Source organism: Corynebacterium sp. LK33, assembly GCF_014334955.1.
Lineage (GTDB): Bacteria > Actinomycetota > Actinomycetes > Mycobacteriales > Mycobacteriaceae > Corynebacterium > Corynebacterium jeikeium_D.
On record NZ_PDGU01000023.1, the window covers coordinates 1 to 26,697 of the forward strand.

Consider the following 26,697-nt stretch of genomic DNA (forward strand, 5'->3'; position numbering starts at 1 on the left):
CCCAAGTGGTTAAGAGCTCTTTTTGTATTGAAAGGGAGGAAAGGGGAGGGGAGGGCAGCGCAAACCGCCCGCTTACAGCAGGCCGGTGTTGCGCAGAGCCTGCTCCAGTCGGTCGATGTCAGCGTCCGTATGGAGCGCTGTAATGGTCAATCGCAACATTGCCTCACCACGGGGAACCGTCGGGTAGCGAATCGCAGGTATGTACACGCCTAGCTCCGCCAACCGTGCTGAGGCGTCCATCGCTTCGGCTTCGTCGCCGACGGGCAGCGGGATAATCGCAGATGCGGGGTCGGCCTGTGCACCAACCAGGGAGCGGACGCGCGCAATATTACGCTGCAATCGCTTGACGACGTCTCCAGCCTCCAACTGCTTCAACGCTGCACGGATAGCTGCGACGGAACCGGGGTTCATCGACGTTGAGTACACGAAGCTACGGGCTTGATTGCGTAACAGTTCGCCAACTGGTGCCGAGCAGAGAACGTATCCTCCTTCGACACCGAGAGCCTTGCTCGCGGTGCCGACCACAATGTCCGGGCGCATGCCCAGGTGCGCTGCAGTGCCACGACCTTGTTCTCCGATAACGCCGACGCCGTGGGCGTCGTCAAGCATCAGCCATGCGTTGCGACGGCGACAGGTGCGCTCGAGTGCGGAGCCATCGATGACCTCGCCTGACATAGAGAACACGGAGTCGGAGATGACAAGCTTGTGGCGGGCGCTCGATGCTGCGAGGAGACGGTCGAGTGTCTGGTAGTCAGCGTGTGGAAAGACCGTAACTTTAGCTCGGGCATTGCGGCATCCGTCAATGATGGAAGCATGGTTGGCGGCGTCGGAGAAGATTTCCACGTCGGCGGTGGCGATGGCAGCGATGGTTGAGTGGTTCGCCTGGTAGCCAGTAGCAAAGAGAACGGCATCGTCGAAACCGAAGAACCGCGCGAGTTCATTCTCTAGTGCGCTGTGGATGCTAGTGCCGGTGGTTAGGCGAGAGCCGCCGGACCCGGTGCCGAAATGTCCAATTGCTTCGGTGGCAGCTGAGATGAGCTCAGGGTGCGTGGACAGGCCGAGGTAGTCCGAAGAAGAAAACAATAGGTAGTCGGCTCCGTCAATTCGGCTATGCGGTAGTTGTGCGGTTTCGAAAGTGCGCAGTGTGCGGGCAAGTCCTGCACCGGCCCAGGCCGTGTTTCTTTGGGCGGCGATTGCTGAGAGGTCGCTGCTGAGGCCGGTAGTGTCCGTCGAAAAACTGGCGTCAGCTGGGAGCTCGATATAGACCGGCGTGTTCTCCAGGTAATCGATTAGCTCGGGGATATCGGTGCCGGGTTCAACGATGAAGATGCGAGTTCCAAGAGTGCTGCCGTGGTCCTTGATATTTGGGATACGGTGGAAGCCTCCGTCCAGTGCGAGATAGCCACGCGTGTAAAAGGGATCGTCGGAGAGGCAGATTTCTGCAACGATGCCCGGGGCGCTGTGAACCTTGGATGCGAGGATGAGTGCCTCGTGAAAATGATCCTTGGTGCAGTCCTTGCTGGGGTGCGAGATGGCATCAAAAGTGGAAACCCGTACACCGCGGGCAGGGTTTGGGTCGAGCCGCTCACCGGAGGAGGCGTCGATGAGGGCGGCGCCGCGGAGACCTGTGAGTGAATAGGCCATCTCGACGGCGATATCAGCTGCCTGTATACCTGCAGCGCGTAGGCGTTGAGTAATGAGCTTGCGGGCGTCCCCAGGGCTGGAGTTCGACTCTAGAAAGGGGACTAACGCCGGCACGGTGCTGATGGTCGACTCATCAATCTTGTCCGCAGTGATGTGAATTGTGTCGGCTCGACCCTTGTCGTGGTGAAGTGCACGGCTAGTCATTGCAGAAGCCAGCTGAGGTAGTTCGTCGGCCGGTGCAAGACGCTCAGCGCCAGAGATATGGCAGCCATCGGCGCTGGATCGCATGCGGATGCTGTAGGTACTCACAGAGCAAAACTTTAACACTGTTCAAGTTTTGTCTGGGAAAATTGGGTGGAGCACAGTGAGGGGCGTGGGCTCAGAGGGGAGGGGGCGCTGGGATCGTCGTCAAGCGAAAAGAGGTGATTGGCGGGGCGCTGTACTAACGGTGATATGGAGGTGTATTGCGACGATGTGGAGAAACGCTGGTAGACTCACTACGTCAAATACTGTCAATTAAAGGTTTGAGGAATACGTCATCCGCGTTGCTTAACTAAAACGGGAGACTACTGGCGGATAAGCGGGTAAGTCTTTCGGGAAAAGCGTGGGAGAAGCGGATTTCTTGACCTCGGGAGGATGCACGTGGCTTCCGGTCTCATTGCGGCGTTGCGCGATCCCGATTTGCGTAAGAAGATCTTCTTCACTCTGACGATGATCATTCTGTACCGAATCGGCTCGCAGATTCCAACCCCTGGTATCGACTACCAGTTGGTCAACGCGCAGCTCGAGCAGATTTCGAAAGATCAGTCCAGCGTTTACTCGCTGATTAACCTGTTCTCAGGTGGCGCTCTGCTGCAGATGGCGATTTTCGGCATCGGCATTATGCCGTACATTACGGCCTCGATTATCGTCCAGCTGCTCACGGTGGTGATTCCACACTTCGAGCAGTTGAAGAAGGAAGGGCAGTCGGGTCAGACAAAGATGACCCAGTACACCCGCTACCTCACAGTGGCGTTGGCGTTGCTGCAGTCTGCAGGCATTGTGGCCATGGCAGACCGTGGTGCCCTGTTGGGCGGATCGCAGTCACTGCTGGTTAAGGATGCGGGTGTCTTTGACCTCGTGGTGATGGTCGTTGTGATGACCTCCGGTGCCGTGCTGGTCATGTGGATGGGTGAGCTCATCACTGACCGAGGCGTCGGCAACGGTATGTCGCTGCTGATTTTCTCCGGCATCGCCGCTGGTATGCCGGCGCAGGGAGCGAACATTCTGCGCTCCACTACCGGTGTCGTGTTCGCCACCGTGATTGTTGCCGTGCTGATTCTCATCATCGGCGTTATTTTCATTGAGCAGGGACAGCGCCGTATTCCGGTGCAGTACGCAAAGCGCATGGTTGGTCGTCGCCAGTACGGCGGATCTTCCACCTACCTGCCGCTGAAGGTGAACCAGGCCGGTGTTATCCCGGTCATCTTCGCGTCCTCGCTGATTTACGTGCCGGTTCTGATTACCCAGATTGTTCAGTCCGGTCAGTCGAATCCGAACATGGACAACTGGTGGCAGCGCAATGTCATTCAGTACCTGCTGGCGCCGTCCAGTTGGCAGTACATTCTGCTGTTCTTCCTGATGATCATCTTCTTCTCCTTCTTCTACACCTCCGTGCAGTACGACCCGCACGAGCAGGCGGAGAACATGAAGAAGTACGGCGGATTCATTCCGGGCTTCCGCCCGGGGCGTCCGACTGCTGAATACCTGTCCTACGTCCTGATTCGCCTGCTGACTGTCGGCTCGCTGTACCTGGCGCTGATTGCTGTTCTGCCAAATGTCGCTCTTGATATGGGGCTTGGCGACGCGAACGCTGGTCGAGGCGGTATGTTTGGAGGTACAGCCCTGCTGATTCTGGTCAGTGTTGCGCTGACGACGGTCAAGCAGGTTGAAAGCCAAATGATGCAACGTAACTACGAAGGGTTCTTGAAGTAATGCGACTCGTACTTGTAGGTCCTCCCGGTGCAGGCAAGGGCACTCAGGCAGCTATCCTCTCGGAGAAGCTCGGTATCCCGCACATCTCCACCGGTGACCTGTTTCGCGCAAACATCGGTGAAGGCACTCCGCTCGGCATTGAGGCGAAGTCCTACATCGACGCCGGCAACCTTGTTCCGGACGACGTGACTGTGCGTATGGTCGAGTCCCGTCTGAATGAGGACGACGCTGCCAAGGGGTTCCTGTTGGATGGCTTCCCGCGCACTGTTGGTCAGGCAGAAGAGCTGAAGCGTCTGCTGTCCAACCTCGGCACTGAGCTGGATGCGGTCGTACAGTTCGACGTTTCTGAGGATGTCGTCGTCGAGCGCATGCTGGCCCGTGGTCGCGCAGACGACACTGAAGAGGTCATCCGCAACCGCATGCATGTGTACACCAATGAGACCGCTCCTTTGCTGGATTACTACTCGGAGAAGATCATCAAGATTGCCGCTGAGGGGTCCGTTGAGGAGATTAACGAGCGCACGATGGCTGAGCTGGAGAAGCTGAACTAAGCTCCTGGCGCGCCGGATAACTAGACGCTCTAGCTTTTTTGCTGGCTGGAGCCGATGGGTTTGCCGGTTGTAGGTGGTTGTTGAAGCCGCCCTTTCGAACCGTTGAGGTTTGGAAGGGCGGCTTTTGTGTGTGGCTGTTGGGGGCGGGGGTGGGGGGGCAGCCGATAGTGAGGGCTACTGGAAGTCCTGAATAATCTGGTCGATGAGTGGCTGCGCGGCCTCAGCGCTGATATTCGCGAAAACGAACTCTTGGTAGATGCGGTTGGCCTCGTCAATGACCATAACGAAAGGGGACCCCTTGTTGATGCCGCTAAATGCGTGCTTGCCGGGTAGCTCGTATGGTACGTAGTTTTCGACGGACTCAGCCTTTTCGTTAATGCGCTCGACAGTGGCCGGGTCCTCGGCCGTACTGAGCATTGCGGTGCCACCGTCTCCAACTGCCATTACGCAGGTGAAGCCATGTACGCTCTCGCTGCCAAAAATGACGGGTTTAGAGTCATCCGACTCGACGCAGCTGCCAATCGCCTCCTTAATTGCATCAGGTGTGAAGTTTTGGATTGACTCAGGCAGTGCAGAGGTGCCCATGAAACCCGAGGTGCTTCCAGGGGTCTCCGGCGATTCCGCGGCAGGGGAAGTGGAGGGGATAGTCGGCGCTGGCGACGGTTCGGGATTGCTTGAGCAAGCGCCAACCAGGAAAAGTGAGCTGGTGGCAATAACAGCGCCCGCAGTCTGCGCGGACTTCAACAGTGAATGCATGCCAGTTATCGTAGGGCAGCTCAACTTTGGGTGTAAACCGCCCGAAAAACGAAGCAAGCCGATTGCAGATTAAGCGTCACGAATGAACATCCATAAAGATTCCCATGCAACGCCTCGTAGAAATACATGAAGCAGAGCGCTGGCTGGGGGAGCGATGCCCTCGTAGGTGGCGGGATTCGGCTAGCCGGTGGTTCCCTTCTAAGTCAGAGTAGACTCAACCAGCGTGATGAGTTTTCGACGCCGCCGCAAAGTAGTTCCTGCCCGCACCGAGGGAGAATTGGATGCGATGCAAGCGGCCGGCGAGATTGTCGGTCGTGCATTGCTGGCTTGCAGAAACGCTGCTAAGCCGGGGGTGACCACGGCAGATCTCAATGAGATCGCGCACCAGGTCATTATCGATGCTGGCGCAACGCCGTCCTTCCTTGGCTATGAAGGTTTTCCGGCGTCTGTCTGCGCATCTGTGAATGAAGTTGTTGTCCACGGCATTCCGTCAAGCTCTACGGTTCTCGCCGATGGTGATTTAGTCTCAATTGACTGTGGCGCAATCCTGGATGGCTGGCACGGTGATTCGGCACTTACGTTCGGCGTCGGAAAGCTGAGTGAAGATGTCGAAAAACTGAACATTGCGACATCAGAGGTCCTCACCGAAGGTATTAAGGCCATGGTTCCGGGCGCTCGCCTCACCGATATTTCGTATGCGCTTGAAATGGCCACCCGTGAGGCTGAACTGCGCCACGATATTGAGCTCGGCATCGTAGATGGATATGGCGGGCACGGCATTGGGCGGGAGATGCACATGGACCCCTTCCTGCCCAACGAGGGCAAAGCTGGAAAGGGCCCCCGCATCGTCGAAGGCTCCGTATTGGCCATTGAGCCGATGCTCATTCTCGGCGGCGAGTGGGGTAGTGATGAGCTTGACGACGGCTGGACGGTCGTCAGCGCGGATAGAATGCCGGCCTCCCATTGGGAGCATACAGTTGCCGCCACGGCGGACGGCCCCCGTATTTTGACTCCTCGATACGAATAACTAGTGCGTGAGGGCCAAGCGAAAGGTCAGAATGTTGCCATAAAGGCTGCGATGAATTCTGAACGGGTGGAGCGAACCAGCCTGCCGTCGCTTGCAACCGGTCCCATAATGGTCGTATTTGGTAAAAACGCAGGTCGCGTGTAAAGTTGGGCGATGGTGTGGGCGCAGTGTCGCTGCAGTGATGATTATCCCTGCACGGAACTGCTAAAACACCAGGCAGAGTAGAGATTTCCCAACTGGTGCCGGGATTGTCCCGGGTATCCGCCAGAGAGACGTGGAGGACATGGCTAAAAAGGAAGGCGCAATTGAGGTTGAGGGTCGCGTCGTCGAGCCCTTGCCGAACGCGATGTTCCGAGTGGAGCTGGACAACGGGCACAAGGTGCTCGCCCATATCAGTGGCAAGATGCGCCAGCACTACATCCGTATTCTCCCGGAAGACCGAGTCGTAGTGGAGCTCTCTCCCTACGATCTCGAGCGTGGGCGAATCGTCTACCGCTACAAGTAAATCGACCTGACCACTGTTGGTAGTGGTTATGGGCTTATTTACTAACTAGACAGAAACTCCACCGTCCTAGCTGCTTCTGGTGACGGCCGCGTGATGTTGAGGCCTGGCGTCTCAGCAGATTGGCGCGGCGGTTCTTTATGAAAGCTTTTCCACAGAAGTAAGCGAGACTACCTCCGGCAACGGTGGCTGGAGCCTTTCTATAACACCTGCGCGACTCGGCGTCCGACCGAGTAAGCCGGGCCTGGGAAGGGTGGCAGTGGAGTAAACCACCGCATCAACCGGAAGGAAATTGCCGTATGGCACGCCTTGCTGGAGTTGACCTGCCACGCAACAAGCGTATGGAGGTCGCTCTTACCTACATTTATGGCATCGGCCCTGCCCGTGCCAATGAGCTGCTGGAGAAGACTGGCATCTCTCCGGACCTGCGTACCGATGCTCTCACTGATGAGCAGGTCGCCGCGCTGCGTGACGTGATTGAAGCTACCTGGAAGGTCGAGGGTGACCTCCGCCGTCAGGTTCAGGCTGATATCCGCCGCAAGATTGAGATTGGTTCCTACCAGGGTCTGCGCCACCGTCGTGGCCTGCCAGTCCGTGGTCAGCGCACCAAGACCAACGCTCGTACGCGTAAGGGTCCGAAGAAGACGATCGCCGGAAAGAAGAAGTAAAACATGGCAGCTCCGAAGTCCGCACGCGGCCGTCGTACCGGCCGTCGCGTTGTAAAGAAGAACGTGGCTCAGGGCCACGCATACATCAAGTCCACCTTCAACAACACCATCGTGTCCATCACGGACCCGAAGGGCGCTGTTATCTCGTGGGCCTCCTCTGGTCACGTCGGTTTCAAGGGCTCTCGTAAGTCCACTCCGTTCGCTGCTCAGATGGCCGCCGAGAACGCTGCTCGTAAGGCCATGGAGCACGGTATGAAGAAGGTTGACGTTTTCGTTAAGGGTCCGGGTTCGGGCCGCGAAACCGCCATCCGTTCCCTCCAGGCCGCTGGCCTTGAGGTGTCCTCGATCTCGGATGTGACCCCTCAGCCGCACAACGGCTGCCGTCCGCCGAAGCGTCGTCGCGTCTAGGAATAGGGTAAGGAGAGAACAGAAATGGCCCGTTATACCGGTCCCGCAACCCGTAAGTCCCGTCGTCTCCGCGTCGACCTCGTCGGTGGCGACATGAACTTTGAGCGTCGTCCCTACCCTCCGGGGCAGGCTGGCCGCGCTCGTATCAAGGAGTCGGAGTACCTGCTCCAGCTCCAGGAGAAGCAGAAGGCACGTTTCACCTACGGCGTGATGGAGAAGCAGTTCCGTCGCTACTACGCCGAGGCTCACCGTCGTCCGGGCAAGACTGGCGATAACCTCGTCGTCCTGCTGGAGTCGCGTCTCGACAACGTTGTCTACCGCGCTGGTCTGGCTCGTACCCGTCGCCAGGCTCGTCAGCTGGTTTCCCACGGCCACTTCACCGTTAACGGTAAGAAGATCAACGTGCCGTCCTTCCAGGTAAGCCAGTACGACATCATCGACGTGCGCCCGAAGTCGCAGAAGATGATTTGGTTCGAAGAGGCACAGGAGAACCTGGTCGACGCTGTCGTCCCGGCATGGCTTCAGGTTGTTCCTGAGTCCCTGCGCATCCTCGTGCACCAGACCCCGGAACGCGCACAGATCGACATTCCGCTTCAGGAACAGCTGATCGTCGAGTTCTACTCGAAGTAATAACCAACTTCGCTTGCATCCATTCATTCCCTATGGCGTCATATAGCGGTCGCCACCTGGAGGATTTTCGAAAATGCTCATTTCCCAGCGCCCAACGCTGACTGAGGACTACATTGATTCCTCTCGCTCCCGGTTCGTTATCGAGCCGCTGGAGCCGGGTTTCGGTTACACCCTCGGTAACTCCCTTCGTCGTACGTTGCTGTCGTCCATTCCGGGCGCTGCAGTCACCAGCATCCGCATTGACGGTGTGCTGCACGAGTTCACCACTATCCCGGGCGTGAAGGAAGATGTCTCCGACATCATCCTGAACATCAAGGGTCTGGTGCTCTCGAGCGAGTTCGATGAGCCGGCTACCGTTTACCTGCGTCGCGAAGGTGCAGGCGCGGTGACCGCTGCAGACATTGAGTGCCCAGCAGGTGTGGAGATTCATAACCCGGACCACCACATCGCTACTCTCAATGATTCCGGTCGCTTGGATATTGAGATGATCGTTGAGCGTGGTCGTGGCTACGTGCCGGCGACCCCAAACTCCGGTGGCGAAATCGGCCGCATTCCGATGGACCAGATTTACTCGCCAGTTCTGAAGGTCAGCTACAAGGTGGAGGCTACTCGTGTTGAGCAGCGCACCGACTTCGACAAGCTGATCATCGATGTCGAGACCAAGAACTCGATCACCGCCCGCGACGCGATGGCGTCGGCAGGCAAGACTCTGGTTGAGCTGTTCGGTCTGGCACGTGAGCTGAACGAGGCTGCTGAGGGCATCGAGATTGGCCCGAGCCCGCGCGAGGCTGAGGATGTCGCTGCGTACCAGACTCCGATTGAGGATCTGGACTTCTCTATGCGCTCCTACAACTGCCTCAAGCGTGAGGAGATCCACACTGTCGGTGAGCTCGCTGCTCGTACCGAGTCGGATCTGCTGGATATCCGCAACTTCGGTGACAAGTCCATCAATGAGGTCAAGGAGAAGCTCGCTGAGCTTGGCCTCGCTCTGAAGGATTCCCCGAACAACTTCGACCCGGCTGCTGTCGCTGATTTGGACGCTGCCTCGGGCGATGACGCTGACTGGACTGATGGCGCAAGCGCTGGCTACGACGAGTAGTTCACCGACGCGACTTCATTAAAACGAGGAGATACCTATGCCTACCCCTAAGCAGGGTTCCCGTCTCGGCGGCTCCGCTTCGCACCAGAAGAAGATTCTGGCCAACCTCGCGAAGCAGCTCATCGAGCACGGCAAGATTAAGACCACCGACACCAAGGCCAAGCTGCTGCGTCCGTACGTTGAGAAGCTGATCACCAAGGCAAAGCGCGGCACTCTCGCAGATCGCCGCAACGTTGCAAAGCTGCTTAACGACAACTACGCAGTTAAGAAGCTGTTCGACGAGATCGGTCCGCAGTTCGCTGATCGCGACGGCGGCTACACCCGCATCATCAAGCTGGGTAACCGCAAGGGCGACAATGCCCCGATCTCTCTGATCGCTCTGGTTGAGGAAGAGACCGCAACTGCTGAGGCAACTCGCGCAACTCGCGCTGCTGCTTCCAAGCAGGCTGAAGAGGCAAAGGCCGAAGAGGCTGAGGCTACTGAGGCTGAGGCTGCAGAGGAGGAGTAATTCCCCTCGCCGACGGCTTCTGGCCGTCACAGCTTTGAACCCCCGTTGAGCAGTTCATATCTGAACGCTCTCCCGGGGGTTCTTTGTGCTTAACGACGGTGCATAGCGCCCGTCCCCAGTTCTGCCTCCGGTTACACCGACGGATTACGCACCAACATTGAGAGCCATACGGAGACCCTGCGGTGGAAACTGCTGATTCTCTAATCCGGGGTCCCGGCTACAATCTGTTAACCGTGACATCACTTACTCCAACGACTCCGGATACCCCGTGCGATTCTCCCGATCGTGCCGCTATGGGGAGCACCGACTCCGACCTGGTTCGGTTGCGTTTTGACATTGCCTATGACGGGACAGATTTCCACGGTTGGGCTGCTCAGCGCGATAAGCCCACGGGAGAACCGGTGCGGACTGTGCAGGCGACGTTGGAATCCACTCTGGAGAAGGTGTTGCGCACTCCAGTGCAACTGACTGTGGCCGGTCGTACAGATGCTGGTGTCCATGCCTCCGGGCAGGTGGCTCACGCAGATGTTCCTGTCTCCTGTTTAGACACACGTTCTATCGCAGGGGACCCGAGTAATTTGGTTCGTCGTGTAGCGCGACTATTGCCCGCGGACGTGACGCTTCGGGGCACCTCGTTTGCGCCCCCGGGTTTCGATGCCCGCTTTTCCGCGTTACGTCGGCACTATGTCTATCGCGTCACTAGTTGCGTCAGTGGCCCGCTTCCTACCCGTGCTCGCGATACGGCCCACTGGCGGCGGTCAGTGGACATCAACCGCATGCAGGTGGCGGCTGATGCCCTACTGGGGCTCAATGACTTTGCCGCTTTTTGTCGACACAAGCCACATGCGACGACCACTAGAGATCTACAGCGGTTCCAGTGGTTCGACGTATCTACGCGGGAAGAACCAGAGCTGTACGAGGCCCATGTGACTGCCGACGCGTTCTGCTGGTCTATGGTGCGCTCACTGGTTGGGGCCTGCCTTAGTGTCGGTGAGGGGCGACGTGCGGTTGGATTCACTGAACAGTTGTTGAGTGAAGAGAAGCGTTCCCCGTTGGTCCCGGTGGCAGAGGCGCGTGGGCTCAGCCTGGTAGGTGTTGATTACCCCGGCGATGCTGATTTGGCGGCCAGGGCGGAGCAGACCCGCGAGCGTCGTGATGCCCGGACAGATGTGGACGAGGCTTAAATGTACAAGCTCTCGGTAATATTCCCTGAAGAAAGTGACCGTAGGAGGAGTGTTCGGTAGTGGTGTGGGCAATTGTTAGCTTGGTTGCGCTGCTCGTAATCCCCGGCGCTGTTGTAGTGAGAGCCAGCGGCGTTCGTACTCCGTGGGCGCTGGCCCTCGGTCCTGCGGTGACGTTTGGTATCGCAGGTACCGCAGGGTGGGCGCTCGGCGCTATCGAAGTGCGCTTCACCTTGGTCAGTGCGTCTATCTGCTGGGCCGTGACACTACTTCTCGCGCTTTGCTGGAGTGGCGGCAGCGCTTTGATTCGGCGGCGGCGCGGTAGTGTCGATCGCTCAGTGTCGGCCGAGACGCAGCCGCCCGCCGCAAGTCGATGGCGCGAGTTGGGCTATGGGCTAATCGCAAGTATCGGAGTCATCATCGCAGCGGCGGTTCTCACGTGGACCGCTATCGGCCGCATCGCTTCAATGTCCGAGGGGATGGCGACCATCCAGCAAGGCTGGGACACACTCTGGCATGCAAGTGTGCTCCGTTCGATTACGGAAGACGGCATGGCCTCCGCCACTAGAATGGGCGAGATCCAGAATGTGGAAACTCAGGCGGTGTCCTACTATCCCGCCGCATGGCATGCGTTCGGTGCGCTTTGGATACTGATTGTCCGTCTACCAATCACCGAGGCGGTCAATTACCTCGGCATTATCATTCCGGCCGTGACCATACCCACGGCGGCTGCGGCGCTGACCTGGCGAATTATTGATCGCCGAAAGCTGTCCACCGCCGTTGCCGCGGGGGTTGCGGCGCTTGTTTCCGCAGCGCTTCCGGTATTGATGCCCGTCGGGGTCTTCGTGGGGGCCTGGCCGTACCAGGTCTCGATTGCGCTAGCGATTACCGTTTTTGCCTTTGTTACGTCGCTCCCACACGCACCTCAGCGCATCTTGAGCGCTGCGCTTTCGATAATCAGTATCGGAGAGCTCCATCCGGCATCGGTGCCTACAGTCGTTATGCTCGGTGCAATTTGGTGGTTGTGCTACCGCCTGCCGCGTCCCGCGCATCCTGAACTGGGTGCGGTTCGCGCCAAGCTTTACGACGTCGCGGTGATTGCAGCCGCCTTTGTGCCAGCAGTGGCAGTACTACTGCCGCAGTGGCTTACGGGAACTTCTCAGACCGAGGATGTGCGCGCGGTTAGCGCTGAAGTAGACGACCTCGATCGTTTCGATGCGTGGTATCGAGGCGCCACAATGCTGACCCGCCACACTGAGGAATTCCGGCCGTTCTGGCCAATCATCATCCTCGGTTTCATCGGGATGGCGTTTTTGGTTTTCGCGGATACTTCGCGCCGACGGGTGTGGGTAGTACCGGCCTGGTTTGTTTCGGTGTTGATGACGACCCACGCGCTCAATCATTTTGGTGGCGTGCCGGGCGATATTCTCGCGCTGTACACGGATCTTCACTATTCCACGCCTCACCGGTTGGTGATGGTCACCGCGTACCTGTATTCCGCGTTTGCGGGTATCGCCGTTGCGTGGGGCTGCGCGTGGGCGGCTCGAATTAGTGAGTCAAAGGTGCCATCGACGGGGCGGGTTCTGGGGTTGAGCTTAGCGACGGTGAGCTCTGCTGTACTTGTGGTCTATGGAGTGGCGTCTAATGCTAGCGCTGCGGATTTCGCCTACAAGAGCCCTAGGGAATGGCAAATCATTTCCAAGGCTGACTTGAAGGCATTTGATTGGTTGGCCGAGCAGCCGGAGGCACATAAGTACCGCACGTTTACCAATCCGCCGGAGGGGTCCAGCTGGATGTACGCTCGCAATGACTTGCCAGTAGTGTTCCCGCACTATGACTGGCCAGTGGCGAATAAGTGGACTGCCACCTCAATGCTGTATTGGCACGCTGATTACCTCGGTTTTCCAGACCCCGACCGGCCGGATGGGGTGAACGATGTCGATCGCTCAGCCCGAAAGCTGAACGTGGGATTCATCTATTTGTCACCCCCGGGTATTTGGGATTCCAAGGAGGATTTAGAGTTTCCTGGTGAAGGGCTCTGGGTAGCTCCAGGGGTAACCCCTGTTTATCGAGATAGGGAAGTAACTATCTTCGCCTTCAATGATGTGATTACGCCAGAGCGCATCGACGAGATGCGGGCTAGTTCTCCGGAAGTAATTCCTCCCTCGGCTACTAGGGGATGGAGCGATGGTCGGGTAGGTTAGGACACCATGCGGATGAATAAATTTATGGCAACGATCGCAGCCGGTGTGATGATGACTTTCGCGCTGGCCGGATGTGGAGACGACGAGCCGGCTAAGCCGGAAGTCTCGAATCGCTCCGTCAGTTCTTCCGCAAAGACCAAATCCTCGACTCCGCCGAAATCGACTGAGGAGTCGACGACACCGACAAAATCAGAGACGCCGACGGAAACTCCTGCAATCACTCAGGTCAATGATGCGGATTACACCCCGGCGGACGGCCCAAATACTCGACTCTTTCAGTTGGAGGATGGCACGACACGCTGCTTCCTCAACGATCTGAGCGGTGACGCCTACTTGGCCTGCCAGGTGAATCTTGCCAATCCTCCGATGGTCGATGACGGCACGGGGAACAAGGTTCCCGCCAATGCTGTGTCCTGGAACCCGGGGGGAGTTACTTACGAGGTCCTTACGTTCCCGCCGGCGGGTGAGATGAAGACGCTGCCAGCGAATTCTCAGTTGAGCGCATTCGGTTACAACTGCGCGGCCTATGGCCCGTCTACTCTGGAGTGCTCGGGACCAGCGGGCGCTGCCACTATCGACAATGGCAATGTCACCGGTGCACAGATGCCGAAGGAGGATGTGCCTCCTGCAGCAGGCGGTCAGCCTGGTGGCCAAGAAAATGGCGCTCCGAATGACCCAGCGGGGCAGGGGGAGCCTGACGGCTCCCAGGCGCCGGGCGGTCTGCCAGATTTGGGTGCGTTGATTCCGGGCCTGAACCGCTAGTTGCCCGCATAGCCAGTGGCTGCAGTTCATCGGTAGTGCGGGCGGTAGATAGCGTCCAGGTGAATTCGCCCATCACCAGTCGAGGGCACGAAGTTGGCATTTCCGCTGCTGCTGCCGTGGGTGAACCTGTACGACTGACCTCGATGATTCTCGCGATTCCAGTACACAGGTCGGGCTCATACTCTTCGACAACAACCACATCGACGGTGTCGTCTCCAGCTCGCGCGAGAAGTACTGCGCCCAGATCAAGGGCCACAGTATAGAAATGTGGACGGGACGTGCGAATTCCGACTCGATAGCCGAGCGAGAGCATTCCGATGAGCAGCTCACAAAAGTCCTGATTTCCGCAGTCGACCTCCAATCGGGGGAGGTTCGCGGGACACATTGTGATGGTTTGTCCACTGCTCCCGGCTCCTATGACCTGCGCCGGACCATTAGTGATAGCGATGTCGCGTTGTCGGCTTAACCACAGGTGCGGTTTGCGCCCCAACGCCGCCACATGATGAGAGCGTCCAGTGCGGCGCAGCTGCACTACCTCCGCAGAGCTCTCAGTCAGAGCACACTCCGGTGCCGTCAATCGCCGTGCGCGAATACCAAGGGTTCCCAGCCGGTGGATGAGGAAGCGTAGGGCTTTGTCAGCGGAGGTTTCCACCGGAAGAGTTGCCACCAGATGTGTCCAGGGCTCAGGGCTCGTGCCGGAGCGCTCGGCTGCTCGGAAGTAGCGGTGTGCATGCTCTCCGCGGATTTCCGGCGCAATGTGATAAAAGCACAGCGCATCCAGGGTCACTGGGCTTTCGTCGGCAAGCGAGACGATATCCGCAGCGCTTAGTTGGTTGCGCAGGCCTGGCGTGAGACGTAGCCCGATGAGTTGTCCTGGTTCGGTGCGTCGCAGGCGGTCGCGAAGGCTGCGGCCGCGCACAGGGACATGCGCGCCTGCGGTGATGGTTATTGCTGTAATGAGCAGCCACAATGACAATGGCATGTGAAAATCCCCCCAATATGTTCCCCACTAAAATTCCCCTGGTCGCACAGTAGCGCGGCCTGGCTTACTCTGCAGGGTAGAGATTATTTGGGGGAATAGTTTTGGGGGAAACTCATGCCACGTACGCCGACTACGCCTAGCCAGGTCAGCGGTCATCGATTCTTGATTCGTCGGATTGAGCATGCGCTTGTGCGTGCGGATTCGCGAATGCTGCACGATCCTCTGCGCACGCGTACGCGAGCACTGTTTATCGGCTGTGCGCTGGTGGTTTTACTGGCCGCCGGCACTGCGGTGCTGTCGTTGGTGCGGCCGCAGGGCGGTTCGAGCTCCAATGAGCAGCTGATTGTCGTATCGGGGTCGGAGGGCCTGCATGTACGTGTCAATGGTCGATTGCATCCAGTCGCGAATCTCGCATCGGCGCGGTTAATTTTGGGCAATCCTGCTGAGCCGAAGCGGGTGCGCAGTAGCGAGTTGGACAAAGAGGACATCAGTTTTGCTGTCGGGATTGAGGGCGCACCGGCAGTTCCGGCCGCGCCGGCAGGCTCTGGTGCCTCGGGAGCTGCCAAGAGGGGCAGTGCAGGTGCGCCGGAGTTGGCACTGTCTTTATGCGAGCGGACGGTGCAAGACCTCGGGCAGCCGTGGATTGTTGCAGAGTCGCTTGCGCGTCTTGAAGAAGTCCGTGGGGAACCGCAGCAGCTTACCCGAACCCACTCGGACAGTGCCGTCGTTGCCGATGGCCAAAACCTCTGGCTGATTACGCAGGGCTACCGCTCGCGGCTGGATGTCAACCACCCGGAGCACGCCGCTGTTTCTCGAGCGCTGGGGTTGGAACGCGCCGCAGTCCGGCCTGTCAGCCCTGCGTTGCTCAGAACGATTCCGGAGGTTCCGATTCTGGCCGCGCCAGCAATCCCGAACCGCGGCGCACCCACGCACTTCGCCGCTCCATTCGACACAGTCGGCAATGTGGTTGAGGTCGGGCAGCGGCGCGTTATCGTGCTTGACGACGGTGCCGCGATTCTCTCCCCGGTGCTAGGAGAGCTATTAGCTGCGCATAGCCCAGTTCTGCAGGCCAGTGAGGGGCAGCTGGCGGCAGTTCCCGTTGCGAATGCGCCAGCAGTCCCGGGGCTACCTGAAAAGCCGCTGACGTTTGCCGATGCTGATGGCTGGTTGTGTGCCGGCCGGATAGCAGGACGGCCGCAAGCTCTCGTGCAGTGGTCGCAGCATGCTCCGGAGGGGCGGCACGTGGATTACCCGCATGCCGACGGTTCGGGTGCGGCCGTCGACGGTTTCGTGGATGGTCGCAGCCGTGAGCGCAGCTCGATTGCAGTAAGCGTAAATGGGGCCGTACACGTCATTTCGCCAGAGGGGATGCGCTTTGCTGTGCACGATCGCACGACGTTGGCTGCCCTCGGGTTTAATGCATCAACCAATGCCGATAGCGGTGGCACGCGACCAGTGGACTGGGAAGTGCTGGCCGCGTTGCGCGGAGGCCCTGAGCTGAGTAAGCAGGCGGCGCTAGGACCGCTGTCTGGGGCGCGAGAGCAACCAGGCACCTAGGCCTAGCGCGCATATCAGGAGCAATCCAGTCGCCCGGAGCGGTGCATTGCGCTCCTGCGAAGAAAGCAGATCCGGCGGAGCCGGTGCGACAGCGGGGTTGGCTGCGTGCTGCGCAGCGGTGTCCACCGTGGTCCAAATCAGAGCGTCATAAGGTGCAACGATGCCCCGACCAAGGCCGAGCCCGGAACTAATTGGGCTCGCGGAATTAAGGATGATGTCGCGAACCTGTGCTGGGGAAAGCTCTGGGTTTCGTGCCAGCAGCAGGGCAGCTGTGCCCGACACGGTTAGCGTGGCAAAGCTGGTGCCGGCAATCTGTTGAGCTCGGGTGTTCTCCCCAGACCCGAACACGTGGCGGTCTATGAGACTGGTGGGGGTGCGCGGATCGGGACCGAGTACGGGGCCGCCGGGAGCGGAGACATTGACCCATTGTCCCGTGATTGCATACTCCGCGGGTTGTGCTTGGCCGGCATCGTCGAACTGTACTGCTGATACTGCGATTACCTCCGGCAGAACTGCGGGCCACGCTACGGATCCGTCCTGACAGCTATCGCCCTTATTGCCTGCCGCTGCGACCACTACTGCGCCTGAGACTTCCGCGCGTGCGACGCTCTCGGCAACATCTGTTGCACCTTGGGGCATTACGCCTGCCGGGGCACACGATGTGAGCGAGATATTGATGACCCGCGCGCCCTCCGCGACGGCCCTGTCGATAGCTTGTGCCAGCGACTCCAAATTGCCTTCGCCATCGGCTGTTTGTCTTATCGACAACACGTGCGCGTCGGGCGCCAGTCCGGCGAAACCATCGGCACCGGGCCGGCCTGCAATAATGCCAGCTACTAGAGTTCCGTGACCGTCGCAGTCTACGAACCCGCTGTTGCCGTCGACAAAATCGCCACCGTCGAGAACCTCGCCCAGGCGCTCATTGGGTGAGACCCCGGTATCGATTACCGCCACCGTAATCCCCGCACCCGTCGTCAGTTGCCATGCTTGGCGAAACCGAAGAGCTTTTTCGATCACCGTCGGTTCATGCAGTGCGCTTTCCGACGACAGCATCGTGGCCACGCAGTCCTGGCTGTTCTGGGCAGCCGCTATCGGTGCGATGCCTGACGGTGCTACTGCGGTGGCCGCCGTCAACGTCGAGATAAGCACTGTGGAAAGTGCGGCCGTGGCGGTGAGACGAGTTTTTATGGCATTCATGAAAAGTGGGTTTTTCACTGGAAGAACCCACTTACGAACTCAGGGAATTCGGCAATGATGGCCGTAATGGGCAAAATAACGGCGATACTGCAGGCCTCGGTTAGCTCAGCTATGCGGCGCGTTGTAGGTGAGATGCGTGACGCGGGAAATGCGGCTAAGGCGGTGGCTGCAAGCATGGGGACGACCAGGCCAGCGGCGACTGGCCAATTACCCTCGAACCACTGTTGAAAAGCGACGGCCACAATGATGGCAAGACCAGCTAAAGCAGTGCAGGTGGAAGCTACTTTCCGGGCTTGGCCACGGGAATGAATTGCACAAAAGACTATGACAGCAGCAGCCATGCCTAGAGGCCACCACTTGTTCGCATAGGCTCCGGAGAAAAGTACCACCAGGGTGAAGATGCTGAGACTTCCGGTGCCACTGCAGAGGATGCCATCGAGAATCCACCCCGCTCGCTTAGGTGCGTTGGGGGATATTTCGGGAGTTTCGCTGTCATCGAAGCTCTCGCCGGCGGCAGGGACTTTGGGTACGCGAATACCGGCAGCCTTGATAGCGATGGAAGGTGCCAGCAGTATCAGGATGACTGCACTAGCAGCGGTGAGCGCTCCTGATTGAACCGAGTTGTGGAAAAGTGCGACAGCCGCAGCGTAAATACCGAAGGTAACTGCAGCACTGAGACTCGCCGCGCCCAGGGTAACGGTGATGCGGTTGTCGCCGTCGCCGGTGTTGGAAATGAGAAAAATCAAACCGATGACGGCAAGCGCGACACTAATCGCAGCAGTCGGCGGCCAGTCGGTGAGTATGCGGTGTAGGTCGAGGCCAACGAAGCAGAGTCCCGAAGCGGTGCCCAGAATGAGCACTTGCAGCTCCAGGGACATGACAATCGCCGGTTTTGCGCTACGCAACAGAGCCAGGCGCAGTCCACCCGCTATTGCCAGCAGTGTGATGAAGCTGATTGCCGCGGCCAGTGTGGAATCGGTACTGCTCAAGCTCAGTGAGGCAGCTGCGATTGAAGCCGTGGCCACGAGGGCGGCGGTACAGCCAACAACCAAATCAGCCGTACCGATACCGTCGGTATAGGTGGTGTCGGTAATAGCATCGGCGGCATCGAAGAGCCGAGGTTTGGGCACGGGACCTGGGTCGTTGATAACAACCAGGCGTTCGCCTGGTGCAATACCGGCATCGTTCAGGGTGTCGTCGGCAAGCAATATCGTGCCAGCGGCGGTCCGAAGCTGCCACTGTGCCAGCGGGAAGTCCGCAATGTCGATATCGAAAATTTGCAGGATATCCGGTACGAGTGCGGCGATCGCGACGTTGGTCGGTAACGCAAGGTCTGCGTGTGCTCGGTTGGTGTCTTCGGGCATGTGTGCGGCATCAATGCGCACGCGAATGAGTTCCCCCAGCATGTATTTCCCCCATGAATTCTGCATGCTTTAGTCCCTCTAGAGTGTCGTACAACTCGCTAGAGCGCTACTCGGAGTAGTAACTGCGCGTGCCCCCGCTATCAGTTTCGGTCATGCGCTGCGAGAATCCGGAGTGTGTTTTAAGCTATGCGTACACCGATTGGTCGGGGGATTGGCCGTCGAGTGAACACAAGGGGCGACACATAGCGGGGGGATTTTTGTGACTAGTGCACAGGCGGAGATTTCGGCTACCCGAAAAGCGGGGCCGCAGCCGATGACAGGCACAATCGCGCCGGATGCGCCACCGGAAGCGCCGGAGCCACAGCCGGTGCCGCTGATGCGTGCACTCATGCCGTTAATCATGGTCGTGGCGGTGGTCGGCATGGTGGTGTTGATGTTTGTCTCTGGGATGGGACGTAACCCGATGTCGTTTATGTTTCCGCTGATGATGGTGTTTTCCACTGTGGGCATGATGGTGTCGGGCGGGGCGGGAAATAAGGACATGGCACCGGCGCGGAAGGACTATCAGAGGCATTTGTCCAGTATTCGCCGCGCGGTGGCGAAAGCAGCGAGGATGCAGCGTGAATCGGCGCAGTTTATCCACCCTTGGCCTGGAACTCTGTGGCAGCTGGGGGCGATGGGGCGGGCGTGCGAACGCCGAAAGGGGGACCCGGATTTCATGCAGCTGCGCATCGGGGTGGCAACGCAGCAGCCCGCAACGCCTGTAACACCACCGGCAATTCCGGCGCCCGAGAAACTGGATCCGGTTTCCGCCGTAGCACTACGGGAAGTTATTCGATCGGCTCGTCAGGTTGAGGGAGTGCCCTTTGCCATAGATGTGTCGGCCTTTGAGATTATCGCGCTCACTGGAGATACCGCGGCGCAGGGACTGGCTCGAGCGATGGTCGCCCAAGCTGCTGCGCTGCATCATCCGGAGGATTGCCTGATTGCAGTTGTGGGAGATGAGTGGGAATGGCTGAAATGGACGCCACACCACGGACACCCCGCAGTTACTGATGCCTGTGGCCCAGCGCGGTTGCGGGCGGCGACGTGTGCGCAGCTGACTGAGCTGCTCACGGCTATCGACACACTGCCAGCTGCAGTGCTGATTGTGTTGGCGGATTCGAACGGACAGCACGATGTCACTGAACTGACACCGGTTTTTGACGCGGCGGGGTCGGAGACCTCGGTAGTACTACTGACCGTCGTAGAAGCGCAGTCAACGTTGTGGGAGGCAGCGGTTCACCATGGCATCGCGCTGGTTGTTTCCACTACTGCTGTGCATGCGGAAACCGCGTCCGGACGGGAGGAGATTGGCGTACCTGATCAGCTGAGTCCAGCAGAAGCGGAGGTGCTTGGGCGGAGCTTGGCGCGTTTTGAAGTGCCAACAAGCGCAGATGATTCTGTTAAGACCTCGGAAGATCCGGTCATGGAGGAGCTCGGGCTGTACCCGCCTCCGACAACTCTGCGCTACCGACCGCGCTACGGCAGTGCTCGTCTGCGCATTCCTGTTGGAGCTGATGACGGTGGTGCTCCGGTCTATCTGGATTTTAAGGAGAGTGCCGAGGGCGGCATGGGGCCACACGGTCTGTGCGTTGGTGCCACAGGGTCGGGTAAGTCGGAATTCCTCCGAACGACCGTGGTAGGGCTCGCAGCTACACACAGCCCGGATCAGTTGAACTTTGTGCTGGTGGACTTCAAGGGCGGGGCGACGTTTCTGGGACTGGATCAATTGCCTCATGTTTCGGCGGTGATTACCAACTTGGAGCAGGAGCTTATCCTGGTCAACCGCATGGAAGACGCACTGCGCGGTGAGATGACGCGGCGCCAAGAGCAGCTGCGCGCTGCAGGGAATTTCGCCGGTGTCAGCGATTATGAGCAAGCCCGGCGCGCTGGGCAGATAGATGCGCCACCCATGCCCGCGTTGCTGATTGTGGTGGATGAGTTTTCGGAGCTGCTCTCCGCACGCCCGGAGTTTGCTGAGCTTTTCGTTGCGATTGGTCGGTTGGGGCGCAGTTTGCACATGCATTTGCTGCTGGCCAGTCAGCGTCTGGAGGAAGGCCGCTTGCGCGGGCTGGAAAGCCATCTTTCCTATCGCATTGGGTTGAAGACCTTTTCCGTCGCTGAGTCCCGCAGCGTGCTGGGTGTTCCGGACGCCTATCATCTGCCGGCCGTCCCGGGCATTGGGTATATCAAATCTGCTGCCGCCGAGCCGGTGCGGTTCCGGTCGGCGTATGTTTCCGGCCCGGTGGTCCGTCCGCAGCCTATTGACGGTGCGACGGCTGGGGCAGAGCAGGGGCTGCAGGGCCAGGCCGCAGCTGTCGCTGAATTTACCGCTGAAAATTGGACGCGGGAGGCTTTCGGTGCGTCGTTAAGCGATGGTGGAATGGTAGATCCGCCTGCGCAGACATCGGAGCAGACGGTGCTCGGTGCCGTGGTGGCAGCGGTGTCGCACGTACCGACACGTGCGCATCGGGTGTGGCTGCCACCATTGCCGGAGGCCATCGAGCTTCAGCCCGACGAACAGCTGCCGCGACAGCGATTGACCGGTGTGATTGGGCTGGTGGACAAGCCGCTGTTTCAGCGTCAGGACCCACTGCGTATTGACCTGCGCACGACCGGTGGGCACGTGGCAATCGTCGGAGCGCCGCGGTCAGGAAAGACCACTGCCGCACGCACAGCGATCCTCGCGCTAGCCGACGGTATCAGCGCTCGTGACCTGCATTTTTATATCGTCGACTGTGGTGCGGGCGGCCTGAGCGACCTGGCTGAGTTGCCGCATGTCGCGTCGGTTGCACACCGCGGAGACGAGGAGCTTATTCGCCGTACGATTGGTTTCTTGCGTCGTGAGGTAAGTCGTCGGGAACAGCTCTTTCGCACTAATGGATGGCTCTCTCCGGAAGCAGCACGGGCGGCGGGTCAGCCGGATTCGGTGTTGGTCATTGACGGCTGGGGTGCGTTCAAAACGGAGTTTCCGGCGCTGAGTGACGATGTGCAGGCGCTGGTTGCAGATGGATTGGCGGTGGGAATTCATGTCCTGCTCACGGCCTATCGCTGGACGGACATGAGACCTGCCGTTCGCGACCTGATTGGTACTCGGATTGAGCTGCGGCAGGCGGAGTCGATGGATTCAATGATTGACCGCAAGGCAGCGGAGCTGGTGCCGGAGAGCCCAGGACGCGGAGTCGCGCCGGGCGGGTTTGCGATGCTGGTAGCTCTCACCGGCGCTGCAGACACTAAGCGGATTGCAGAGACAGCGCCGCACGGTGAGCAGGCACCAAAGCTCCAGTTGTTGCCACGGCGGATTGATATTGCGCGTTTGCCGCGACCAGCGGCCGCTGCGAGAGGTGCGATTGCAGTGGGGCTCGAAGAAGCCGGTCTGGGCGCGGTGATATTCCACCCAGATAAGGATCGTCACCTACTGATATTCGGTTCGGCAGGCAGTGGCAGAACCGCCGCGTTGAGGGGCATCGTTCACCAGTTGCGGTACTCGCAGTCGGACTCGAAATTCGTCGTAATTGACTACCGCCGTGGGCTAATGGAGGCCGTGCCCCAAGAGCGGCTGGCCGGCTATGCGGGCTCGGCTGCGGTGGCGACACCCATGCTGGCAGAGCTGGCAGAGGTACTGAAGGCCCGTCTCCCGCAACCGGATATCACCCCAGCGCAGTTGAAGGCCCGAAATTGGTGGAGTGGTCCAACCATCAATGTCATCGTGGACGACTATGACCTCGTGGCCGGCTCGCGGGGTAACCCCTTGCAGCCGCTGGCAGAAGTCATCGCTCACGCCGCCGACATTGGGCTCAATATCTTTTTTGCCCGTCGAATCAGCGGGGCGTTGCGATCCCTCCACGACCCGGTCATGGGTGCGGTTAAGGACCAGGGTGCCAGCGTCTTTGTTATGGACGGCACACGCGACGACGGCCCCATCCTCGGCGTAAAGCCTTGCGAGCAGCCGCCGGGCCGTGGCTATTGGGTGGCGCACGGCCAGAGTCCGCAGATTGTGCAGTTGGGTTGGTTGGATACCGCTGGTGACCAGGAGGACAGTTGATGATTCGGGTCGAATCTTCTTCCACCACCCAGACCCCGACGCTGCGCCACGGCACCTGGCACCTGTGGGGACTCGCGGCACCTGCAGACACCGCAGAACTGGCGGTGCATGGCCCTAGACCGCTTCTCGAGAGCATGCAAACAGTCATTGTGCCCAGCTATTGGGGTGCTGTGCGACAGTGCCGGCTGGCCTCCGCGCTATTGGCTACCGAACTCAATCCGTACATCCTGACGCTTGCCGACGCCGTTGTGGAACTCGATGAGGCAACTGTGTCTCATAGCGTGTTGGTGGAAGTAGAGGAAACGCGTGTCTGTGTCACTCGTCTGAGCGGGGGCCACATTGCCAGTCGGATGACACATTTGGTCGGAGCGAACGACAGCGCACCATTGGTGGAAACAGTCATTGCGCTGGCTTATCAGCTGACCATGTATCCGGATGCGCCCCAGGGGATACCCGATGATGTGGAAGTTAGTGGTGGGCGCGGTATCACTGAGTATCCGCCCCGCTGGCAGGAGGATATTGAGTTCATCGTCGGCGAAGTTCCACCCGGGCTAGCGAACCCGCGGCGAGCTCTACTAGTCGATCGTCTGCGCGACCGTGGATTTTTAGTCTTCGACTGCCCAGCATCGCGGCTCGGGGAGTGCGTAAATCCGGCCTGGTTGAAAAACATCGGCGACGCTGAAGCCGGTGAAGTGGAGCCGTCGGAGGATTTCGCGGGGCGGCGTCCTGCAGCCAGGGCAGAAGTCAGCTCAGCGTCGAATCAAAGCACAGTTGTGTCAGTAGCTGCCGTTGGTTTGTTGACGGTGGTGGTTCTGATTGTTGGGATTGCTGCATGGCTCATTAGTGGCGGCATAGTTAGGGAGAACGAAGGGAGACAGAAGCAGCGTGAGACATCGCACGCACAGGCTCCTCCTGTAACTACGCCTCCTGTAACTACGCCTCCATCCACATCGAAACCAGTTCCCGATTCTGCTCCAATAGTCAAACTGACCAATGCGGGCGTGGAAGCTCGGTTTCCCGGCGGGTGGGAGCTTGACTCGGCAAGTCCGTTAGACCGTCTGATTGCGGTGGATGGCGGAGATATGCGCGTCTTGGTGCTCGCTAGCCCGCTTTCGCAGGACATGGCGCTTGAACATCTAGCCGCCGCTTTGAGCAGCTCCGTTGCCGGGGATGAGACAAAGTCCGCGCCGGAACGCAGACAAGTACTGGGCACCGATGTCGTAGTCGTAGAGGAGCGGCTGCCGTCAGGTAATTCGATAGTGCTCTGGCATCACAAAGTGATGGACGGAACTCAAGTCAGTGTGGGGTGCCAGTTCAGAGGAAGGACTATTGCGCCGGTACGCCCCGTATGCGACCAGGCAGTAGTAAGCGCTCAGCCGGTGCCGTAACGGGGGTAGGTAGGGGTAAAGGTTGAAAAACCAAAATGGAACCGAATCGGGGTTTTTCGCGCCAAACAATATGACGGGTTTTTAACGCGGGAAGCTGGCTGGCTCGCGCGGGGAGGTAAAAATGCCGTCGTTAATCAGTCACTCAACACGAATAAGGGGGAAACAGTGGCAAACCTATTTGCAGCCGAATCAGATCAAATGACCACTACCGCGGGGGACGTCGATGGCGTCAACTCGGAAGTACAGGGCGAGCTGGGTCGCATTCGAGGCGTCGTGGACGGTCTGGCGGGGGAATGGAAGGGCCAGGCTAAAGACAGCTTCGATGATCTGATGCTTCGTTGGGATGACGCAGCTATGCGTCTGTCCAATGCGCTGACGGATATCGCGGATAACATCCGCGCAAATTCCAGCAGCTTCGATGCGGGCGAGGACGAGGGGGCGTCGTCGTTCAAGCAGGTGGCAGCAGCGGGTGCGTCGTTGCTGAACCTCTAAACGTTTTGTCGAATCGCACAACCACAACACTGAATCACACAACACACATCACCTTTTGGGGAAAGGGTTCTTAATGCAACCAATTAGGTACAGTTTTGGCGGCATCGACGGTGCTGCCGATGACATTCGGTCCACTTCTGGCACCATCAACGGGCTGCTCGGAGATTTGAAGAAGCGCATCGCGCCGATGGTCTCTACGTGGGAGGGTGAATCGTCGGATTCTTACCAGGAGGCTCAGCGTGAATGGGACACAGCAGCGGAGGAGCTCAATATGATTCTCACGACTATCGCGGATACGGTCAGCGCAGGTAGCCAGCGAATGGCGGATATTAACCGCCGCGCGGCAGCTAGCTGGGGATAGCTTGGTTCCTGCTTGAGGCACTTTTGATTGAGCTATGTAACCGGGGGAGGGGAGGACATTGCTCAATTGAGATCTTCAGTTAGGTATCTGCCTTTGAAGTATTCTTGCTAGCAGCACTCCAGGGGGGGGAGGCCAGTCTCAGCAGTTTGTGGCTGAGACTGGCTTTGGCATTTTTGTTCTAGCGCCATCTCAAGGTAAAGTAGTCAAACTGTGCGCGCACACGTGAATGTTGCCTCGGGTCTCCACCGGCCGCCGGGGAATAACAACAGTGTGCACGGTGGCTGGCAAATCTACACGGACCCTAAAAGGAGTCATGTTGTCTACTTTCCATCCGAAGGACGGTGACATCGAGCGCAAGTGGTACGTCATCGACGCTACCGACGTTGTTCTCGGCCGTCTGGCTACTCACGCCGCAGACTTGCTGCGCGGTAAGGGCAAGGCTTACTTCGCCCCTAACGTCGACTGCGGTGACCACGTCATCATCATCAACGCCGATAAGGTGCACGTCTCCTCGAACAAGCGGGAACGTGAGATGCGCTACCGCCACTCGGGCTTCCCGGGCGGCCTGAAGTCGATGACCCTGGGTCGTTCCCTCGAGGTTCACCCGGAGCGTGTTATCGCTGAGGCTATTGAGGGCATGATGCCGCACAACAAGCTTTCGCGTGCGTCCATCAAGAAGCTGCACGTCTTCGCCGGTTCCGAGCACCCGTTCGCCGGTCAGAAGCCTGAAAACTACGAGATCAAGGCGGTGGCACAGTGACCAACCCACAGGACGTCAATGAGAACCAGAACGTAGAGGCCACCGAGGCTTCCTACGATGATGTTCAGGCTGCCGCTGCTGCTGCCACGGAAGAGTTCACCTCTTCCATCGGCGACGCAGTTGCTACCGAGACCGAGGCTGAGGCTGCTCCGGCTGCACCGCTGACCCTGGATCGTCCGATTCAGACTGTCGGTCGTCGTAAGCGCGCTGTCGCCCGCGTCGTTCTGACCGCTGGTTCCGGCAAGATTGTCTGCAACGGCCGCGAGCTCGAGGATTACTTCCCGAACAAGCTGCACCAGCAGGAGATCAAGGATCCGTTGGTCCTGGTCGAGCGCGAGAGCCAGTTCGACATCAAGGCCAACATCAACGGTGGTGGCCCGTCCGGTCAGGCCGGTGCTCTGCGCCTGGCTATCGCTCGTGCCTTGAACGAGTTCAACCCGGAGGAGCGCAGCGTTCTCAAGAAGGCTGGCTTCCTCACCCGCGACGCTCGTGCTGTCGAGCGCAAGAAGGCTGGTCTGCACAAGGCCCGTCGCGCACCGCAGTACTCCAAGCGTTAAGCTTTACTGCTTCGAAAAGCACCTCAGTTTGCGTATTA

Annotated in this window: 23 protein-coding genes and 1 pseudogene; 18 read left to right on the forward strand and 6 right to left on the reverse strand. The window is 59.0% G+C overall.

Translation table 11 applies throughout. The features are described 5' to 3' along the window. Window positions 1–72 precede the first annotated feature (72 nt). Together CRD20_RS11320 and CRD20_RS11325 are read right to left on the reverse strand one after the other, a co-directional pair. The gene (locus CRD20_RS11320) at window positions 73–1,260 is read right to left on the reverse strand and encodes an aminotransferase class I/II-fold pyridoxal phosphate-dependent enzyme (protein WP_370546074.1); all 1,188 of its coding nucleotides are present in this window, start codon (window positions 1,258–1,260) and stop codon (window positions 73–75) included. Window positions 1,261–1,269: 9 nt separating this feature from the next. Next, a pseudogene (locus CRD20_RS11325) lies at window positions 1,270–1,932 on the reverse strand (6-carboxyhexanoate--CoA ligase); the annotation flags it as partial. A gap of 348 nt (window positions 1,933–2,280) precedes the next feature. Here CRD20_RS11325 and secY point away from each other — a divergent pair. Next, window positions 2,281–3,618 carry a preprotein translocase subunit SecY gene (secY, locus tag CRD20_RS07145; protein ID WP_038627670.1) on the forward strand — a complete coding sequence of 446 codons (1,338 nt, stop codon included), beginning with the start codon at window positions 2,281–2,283 and terminating at the stop codon, window positions 3,616–3,618. Next, window positions 3,618–4,169 carry an adenylate kinase gene (locus tag CRD20_RS07150; RefSeq protein WP_187405148.1) on the forward strand — a complete coding sequence of 184 codons (552 nt, stop codon included), beginning with the start codon at window positions 3,618–3,620 and terminating at the stop codon, window positions 4,167–4,169. The genes secY and CRD20_RS07150 overlap by 1 nt, the downstream gene beginning before the upstream one ends. A 174-nt stretch (window positions 4,170–4,343) precedes the next feature. On the opposite strand, the gene CRD20_RS07155 is transcribed toward CRD20_RS07150, so the two are convergent. Further along, complete coding sequence (locus CRD20_RS07155; protein ID WP_187405149.1) at window positions 4,344–4,925, reverse strand: hypothetical protein; 582 nt, start codon at window positions 4,923–4,925, stop codon at window positions 4,344–4,346. A 226-nt stretch (window positions 4,926–5,151) separates the two neighbouring features. Here CRD20_RS07155 and map point away from each other — a divergent pair, with 226 nt between their 5' ends. From map to CRD20_RS07200, 9 genes are all read left to right on the forward strand, one after another. Then, window positions 5,152–5,952 (forward strand): type I methionyl aminopeptidase, encoded by an 801-nt coding sequence (gene map, locus CRD20_RS07160; protein WP_038627674.1) that lies wholly within the window; start codon window positions 5,152–5,154, stop codon window positions 5,950–5,952. A gap of 283 nt (window positions 5,953–6,235) precedes the next feature. Next, window positions 6,236–6,457 carry a translation initiation factor IF-1 gene (gene infA, locus CRD20_RS07165; protein ID WP_016422077.1) on the forward strand — a complete coding sequence of 74 codons (222 nt, stop codon included), beginning with the start codon at window positions 6,236–6,238 and terminating at the stop codon, window positions 6,455–6,457. Between the two features lie 296 nt (window positions 6,458–6,753). Beyond that, a complete protein-coding gene (rpsM, locus tag CRD20_RS07170) occupies window positions 6,754–7,122 on the forward strand; it encodes a 30S ribosomal protein S13 (RefSeq protein ID WP_005509836.1) in 369 nt (122 codons plus the stop codon). A 3-nt stretch (window positions 7,123–7,125) separates the two neighbouring features. After that, entirely contained in the window at window positions 7,126–7,530 is a 405-nt protein-coding gene (gene rpsK / locus CRD20_RS07175; RefSeq protein WP_016422078.1) for a 30S ribosomal protein S11, read from the forward strand. 24 nt (window positions 7,531–7,554) lie between these two features. Further along, window positions 7,555–8,160: a 30S ribosomal protein S4 gene (gene rpsD, locus CRD20_RS07180; RefSeq protein ID WP_005509964.1), complete on the forward strand. Its 606-nt coding sequence runs from the start codon at window positions 7,555–7,557 to the stop codon at window positions 8,158–8,160. A gap of 73 nt (window positions 8,161–8,233) precedes the next feature. Beyond that, window positions 8,234–9,259, forward strand: coding sequence for a DNA-directed RNA polymerase subunit alpha (locus CRD20_RS07185; protein ID WP_016422079.1), 1,026 nt, complete (start codon window positions 8,234–8,236; stop codon window positions 9,257–9,259). A 37-nt stretch (window positions 9,260–9,296) separates the two neighbouring features. Next, the gene (gene rplQ, locus CRD20_RS07190; RefSeq protein ID WP_016422080.1) at window positions 9,297–9,767 is read left to right on the forward strand and encodes a 50S ribosomal protein L17; all 471 of its coding nucleotides are present in this window, start codon (window positions 9,297–9,299) and stop codon (window positions 9,765–9,767) included. A 293-nt stretch (window positions 9,768–10,060) separates the two neighbouring features. After that, the gene (locus CRD20_RS07195; RefSeq protein WP_070642852.1) at window positions 10,061–10,951 is read left to right on the forward strand and encodes a tRNA pseudouridine(38-40) synthase TruA; all 891 of its coding nucleotides are present in this window, start codon (window positions 10,061–10,063) and stop codon (window positions 10,949–10,951) included. A gap of 59 nt (window positions 10,952–11,010) precedes the next feature. Then, window positions 11,011–13,152, forward strand: a complete 2,142-nt coding sequence (locus tag CRD20_RS07200) for a DUF6541 family protein (RefSeq protein WP_187405150.1) — start codon at window positions 11,011–11,013, stop codon at window positions 13,150–13,152. A 589-nt stretch (window positions 13,153–13,741) separates the two neighbouring features. Here CRD20_RS07200 and CRD20_RS07205 read toward each other — a convergent pair. Further along, window positions 13,742–14,896 (reverse strand): hypothetical protein, encoded by a 1,155-nt coding sequence (locus CRD20_RS07205; RefSeq protein WP_187405151.1) that lies wholly within the window; start codon window positions 14,894–14,896, stop codon window positions 13,742–13,744. A 114-nt stretch (window positions 14,897–15,010) separates the two neighbouring features. Here CRD20_RS07205 and eccB point away from each other — a divergent pair, with 114 nt between their 5' ends. Next, complete coding sequence (gene eccB, locus CRD20_RS07210) at window positions 15,011–16,453, forward strand: type VII secretion protein EccB (RefSeq protein WP_049190399.1); 1,443 nt, start codon at window positions 15,011–15,013, stop codon at window positions 16,451–16,453. Here the strand turns inward: eccB and CRD20_RS07215 are convergent. Continuing rightward, a complete protein-coding gene (locus CRD20_RS07215) occupies window positions 16,412–17,650 on the reverse strand; it encodes a S8 family serine peptidase (RefSeq protein ID WP_222866246.1) in 1,239 nt (412 codons plus the stop codon). The genes eccB and CRD20_RS07215 overlap by 42 nt on opposite strands. A 14-nt stretch (window positions 17,651–17,664) precedes the next feature. Then, the gene (gene eccD / locus CRD20_RS07220) at window positions 17,665–19,080 is read right to left on the reverse strand and encodes a type VII secretion integral membrane protein EccD (protein WP_255468773.1); all 1,416 of its coding nucleotides are present in this window, start codon (window positions 19,078–19,080) and stop codon (window positions 17,665–17,667) included. A 193-nt stretch (window positions 19,081–19,273) separates the two neighbouring features. On the opposite strand from eccD, the gene eccCa reads away from it, so the two are divergent. The 6 genes from eccCa to rpsI all read left to right on the forward strand — a co-directional run bounded on the left by eccCa (window position 19,274) and on the right by rpsI (window position 26,659). Continuing rightward, complete coding sequence (gene eccCa / locus CRD20_RS07225; protein WP_187405153.1) at window positions 19,274–23,101, forward strand: type VII secretion protein EccCa; 3,828 nt, start codon at window positions 19,274–19,276, stop codon at window positions 23,099–23,101. Next, window positions 23,101–24,489 (forward strand): type VII secretion-associated protein, encoded by a 1,389-nt coding sequence (locus CRD20_RS07230; protein WP_187405154.1) that lies wholly within the window; start codon window positions 23,101–23,103, stop codon window positions 24,487–24,489. The genes eccCa and CRD20_RS07230 overlap by 1 nt, the downstream gene beginning before the upstream one ends. A 165-nt stretch (window positions 24,490–24,654) precedes the next feature. Continuing rightward, window positions 24,655–24,981, forward strand: a complete 327-nt coding sequence (locus CRD20_RS07235) for a WXG100 family type VII secretion target (RefSeq protein ID WP_005510029.1) — start codon at window positions 24,655–24,657, stop codon at window positions 24,979–24,981. Between the two features lie 73 nt (window positions 24,982–25,054). Next, the gene (locus tag CRD20_RS07240; RefSeq protein WP_005509924.1) at window positions 25,055–25,342 is read left to right on the forward strand and encodes a WXG100 family type VII secretion target; all 288 of its coding nucleotides are present in this window, start codon (window positions 25,055–25,057) and stop codon (window positions 25,340–25,342) included. A 316-nt stretch (window positions 25,343–25,658) separates the two neighbouring features. Next, on the forward strand, window positions 25,659–26,102 hold the full coding sequence (rplM, locus tag CRD20_RS07245; protein WP_005509852.1) for a 50S ribosomal protein L13: 444 nt from the start codon (window positions 25,659–25,661) through the stop codon (window positions 26,100–26,102). Further along, window positions 26,099–26,659, forward strand: coding sequence for a 30S ribosomal protein S9 (gene rpsI, locus CRD20_RS07250; RefSeq protein WP_016422091.1), 561 nt, complete (start codon window positions 26,099–26,101; stop codon window positions 26,657–26,659). Before rplM ends, rpsI begins: the two co-directional genes overlap by 4 nt. Window positions 26,660–26,697 lie beyond the last annotated feature (38 nt).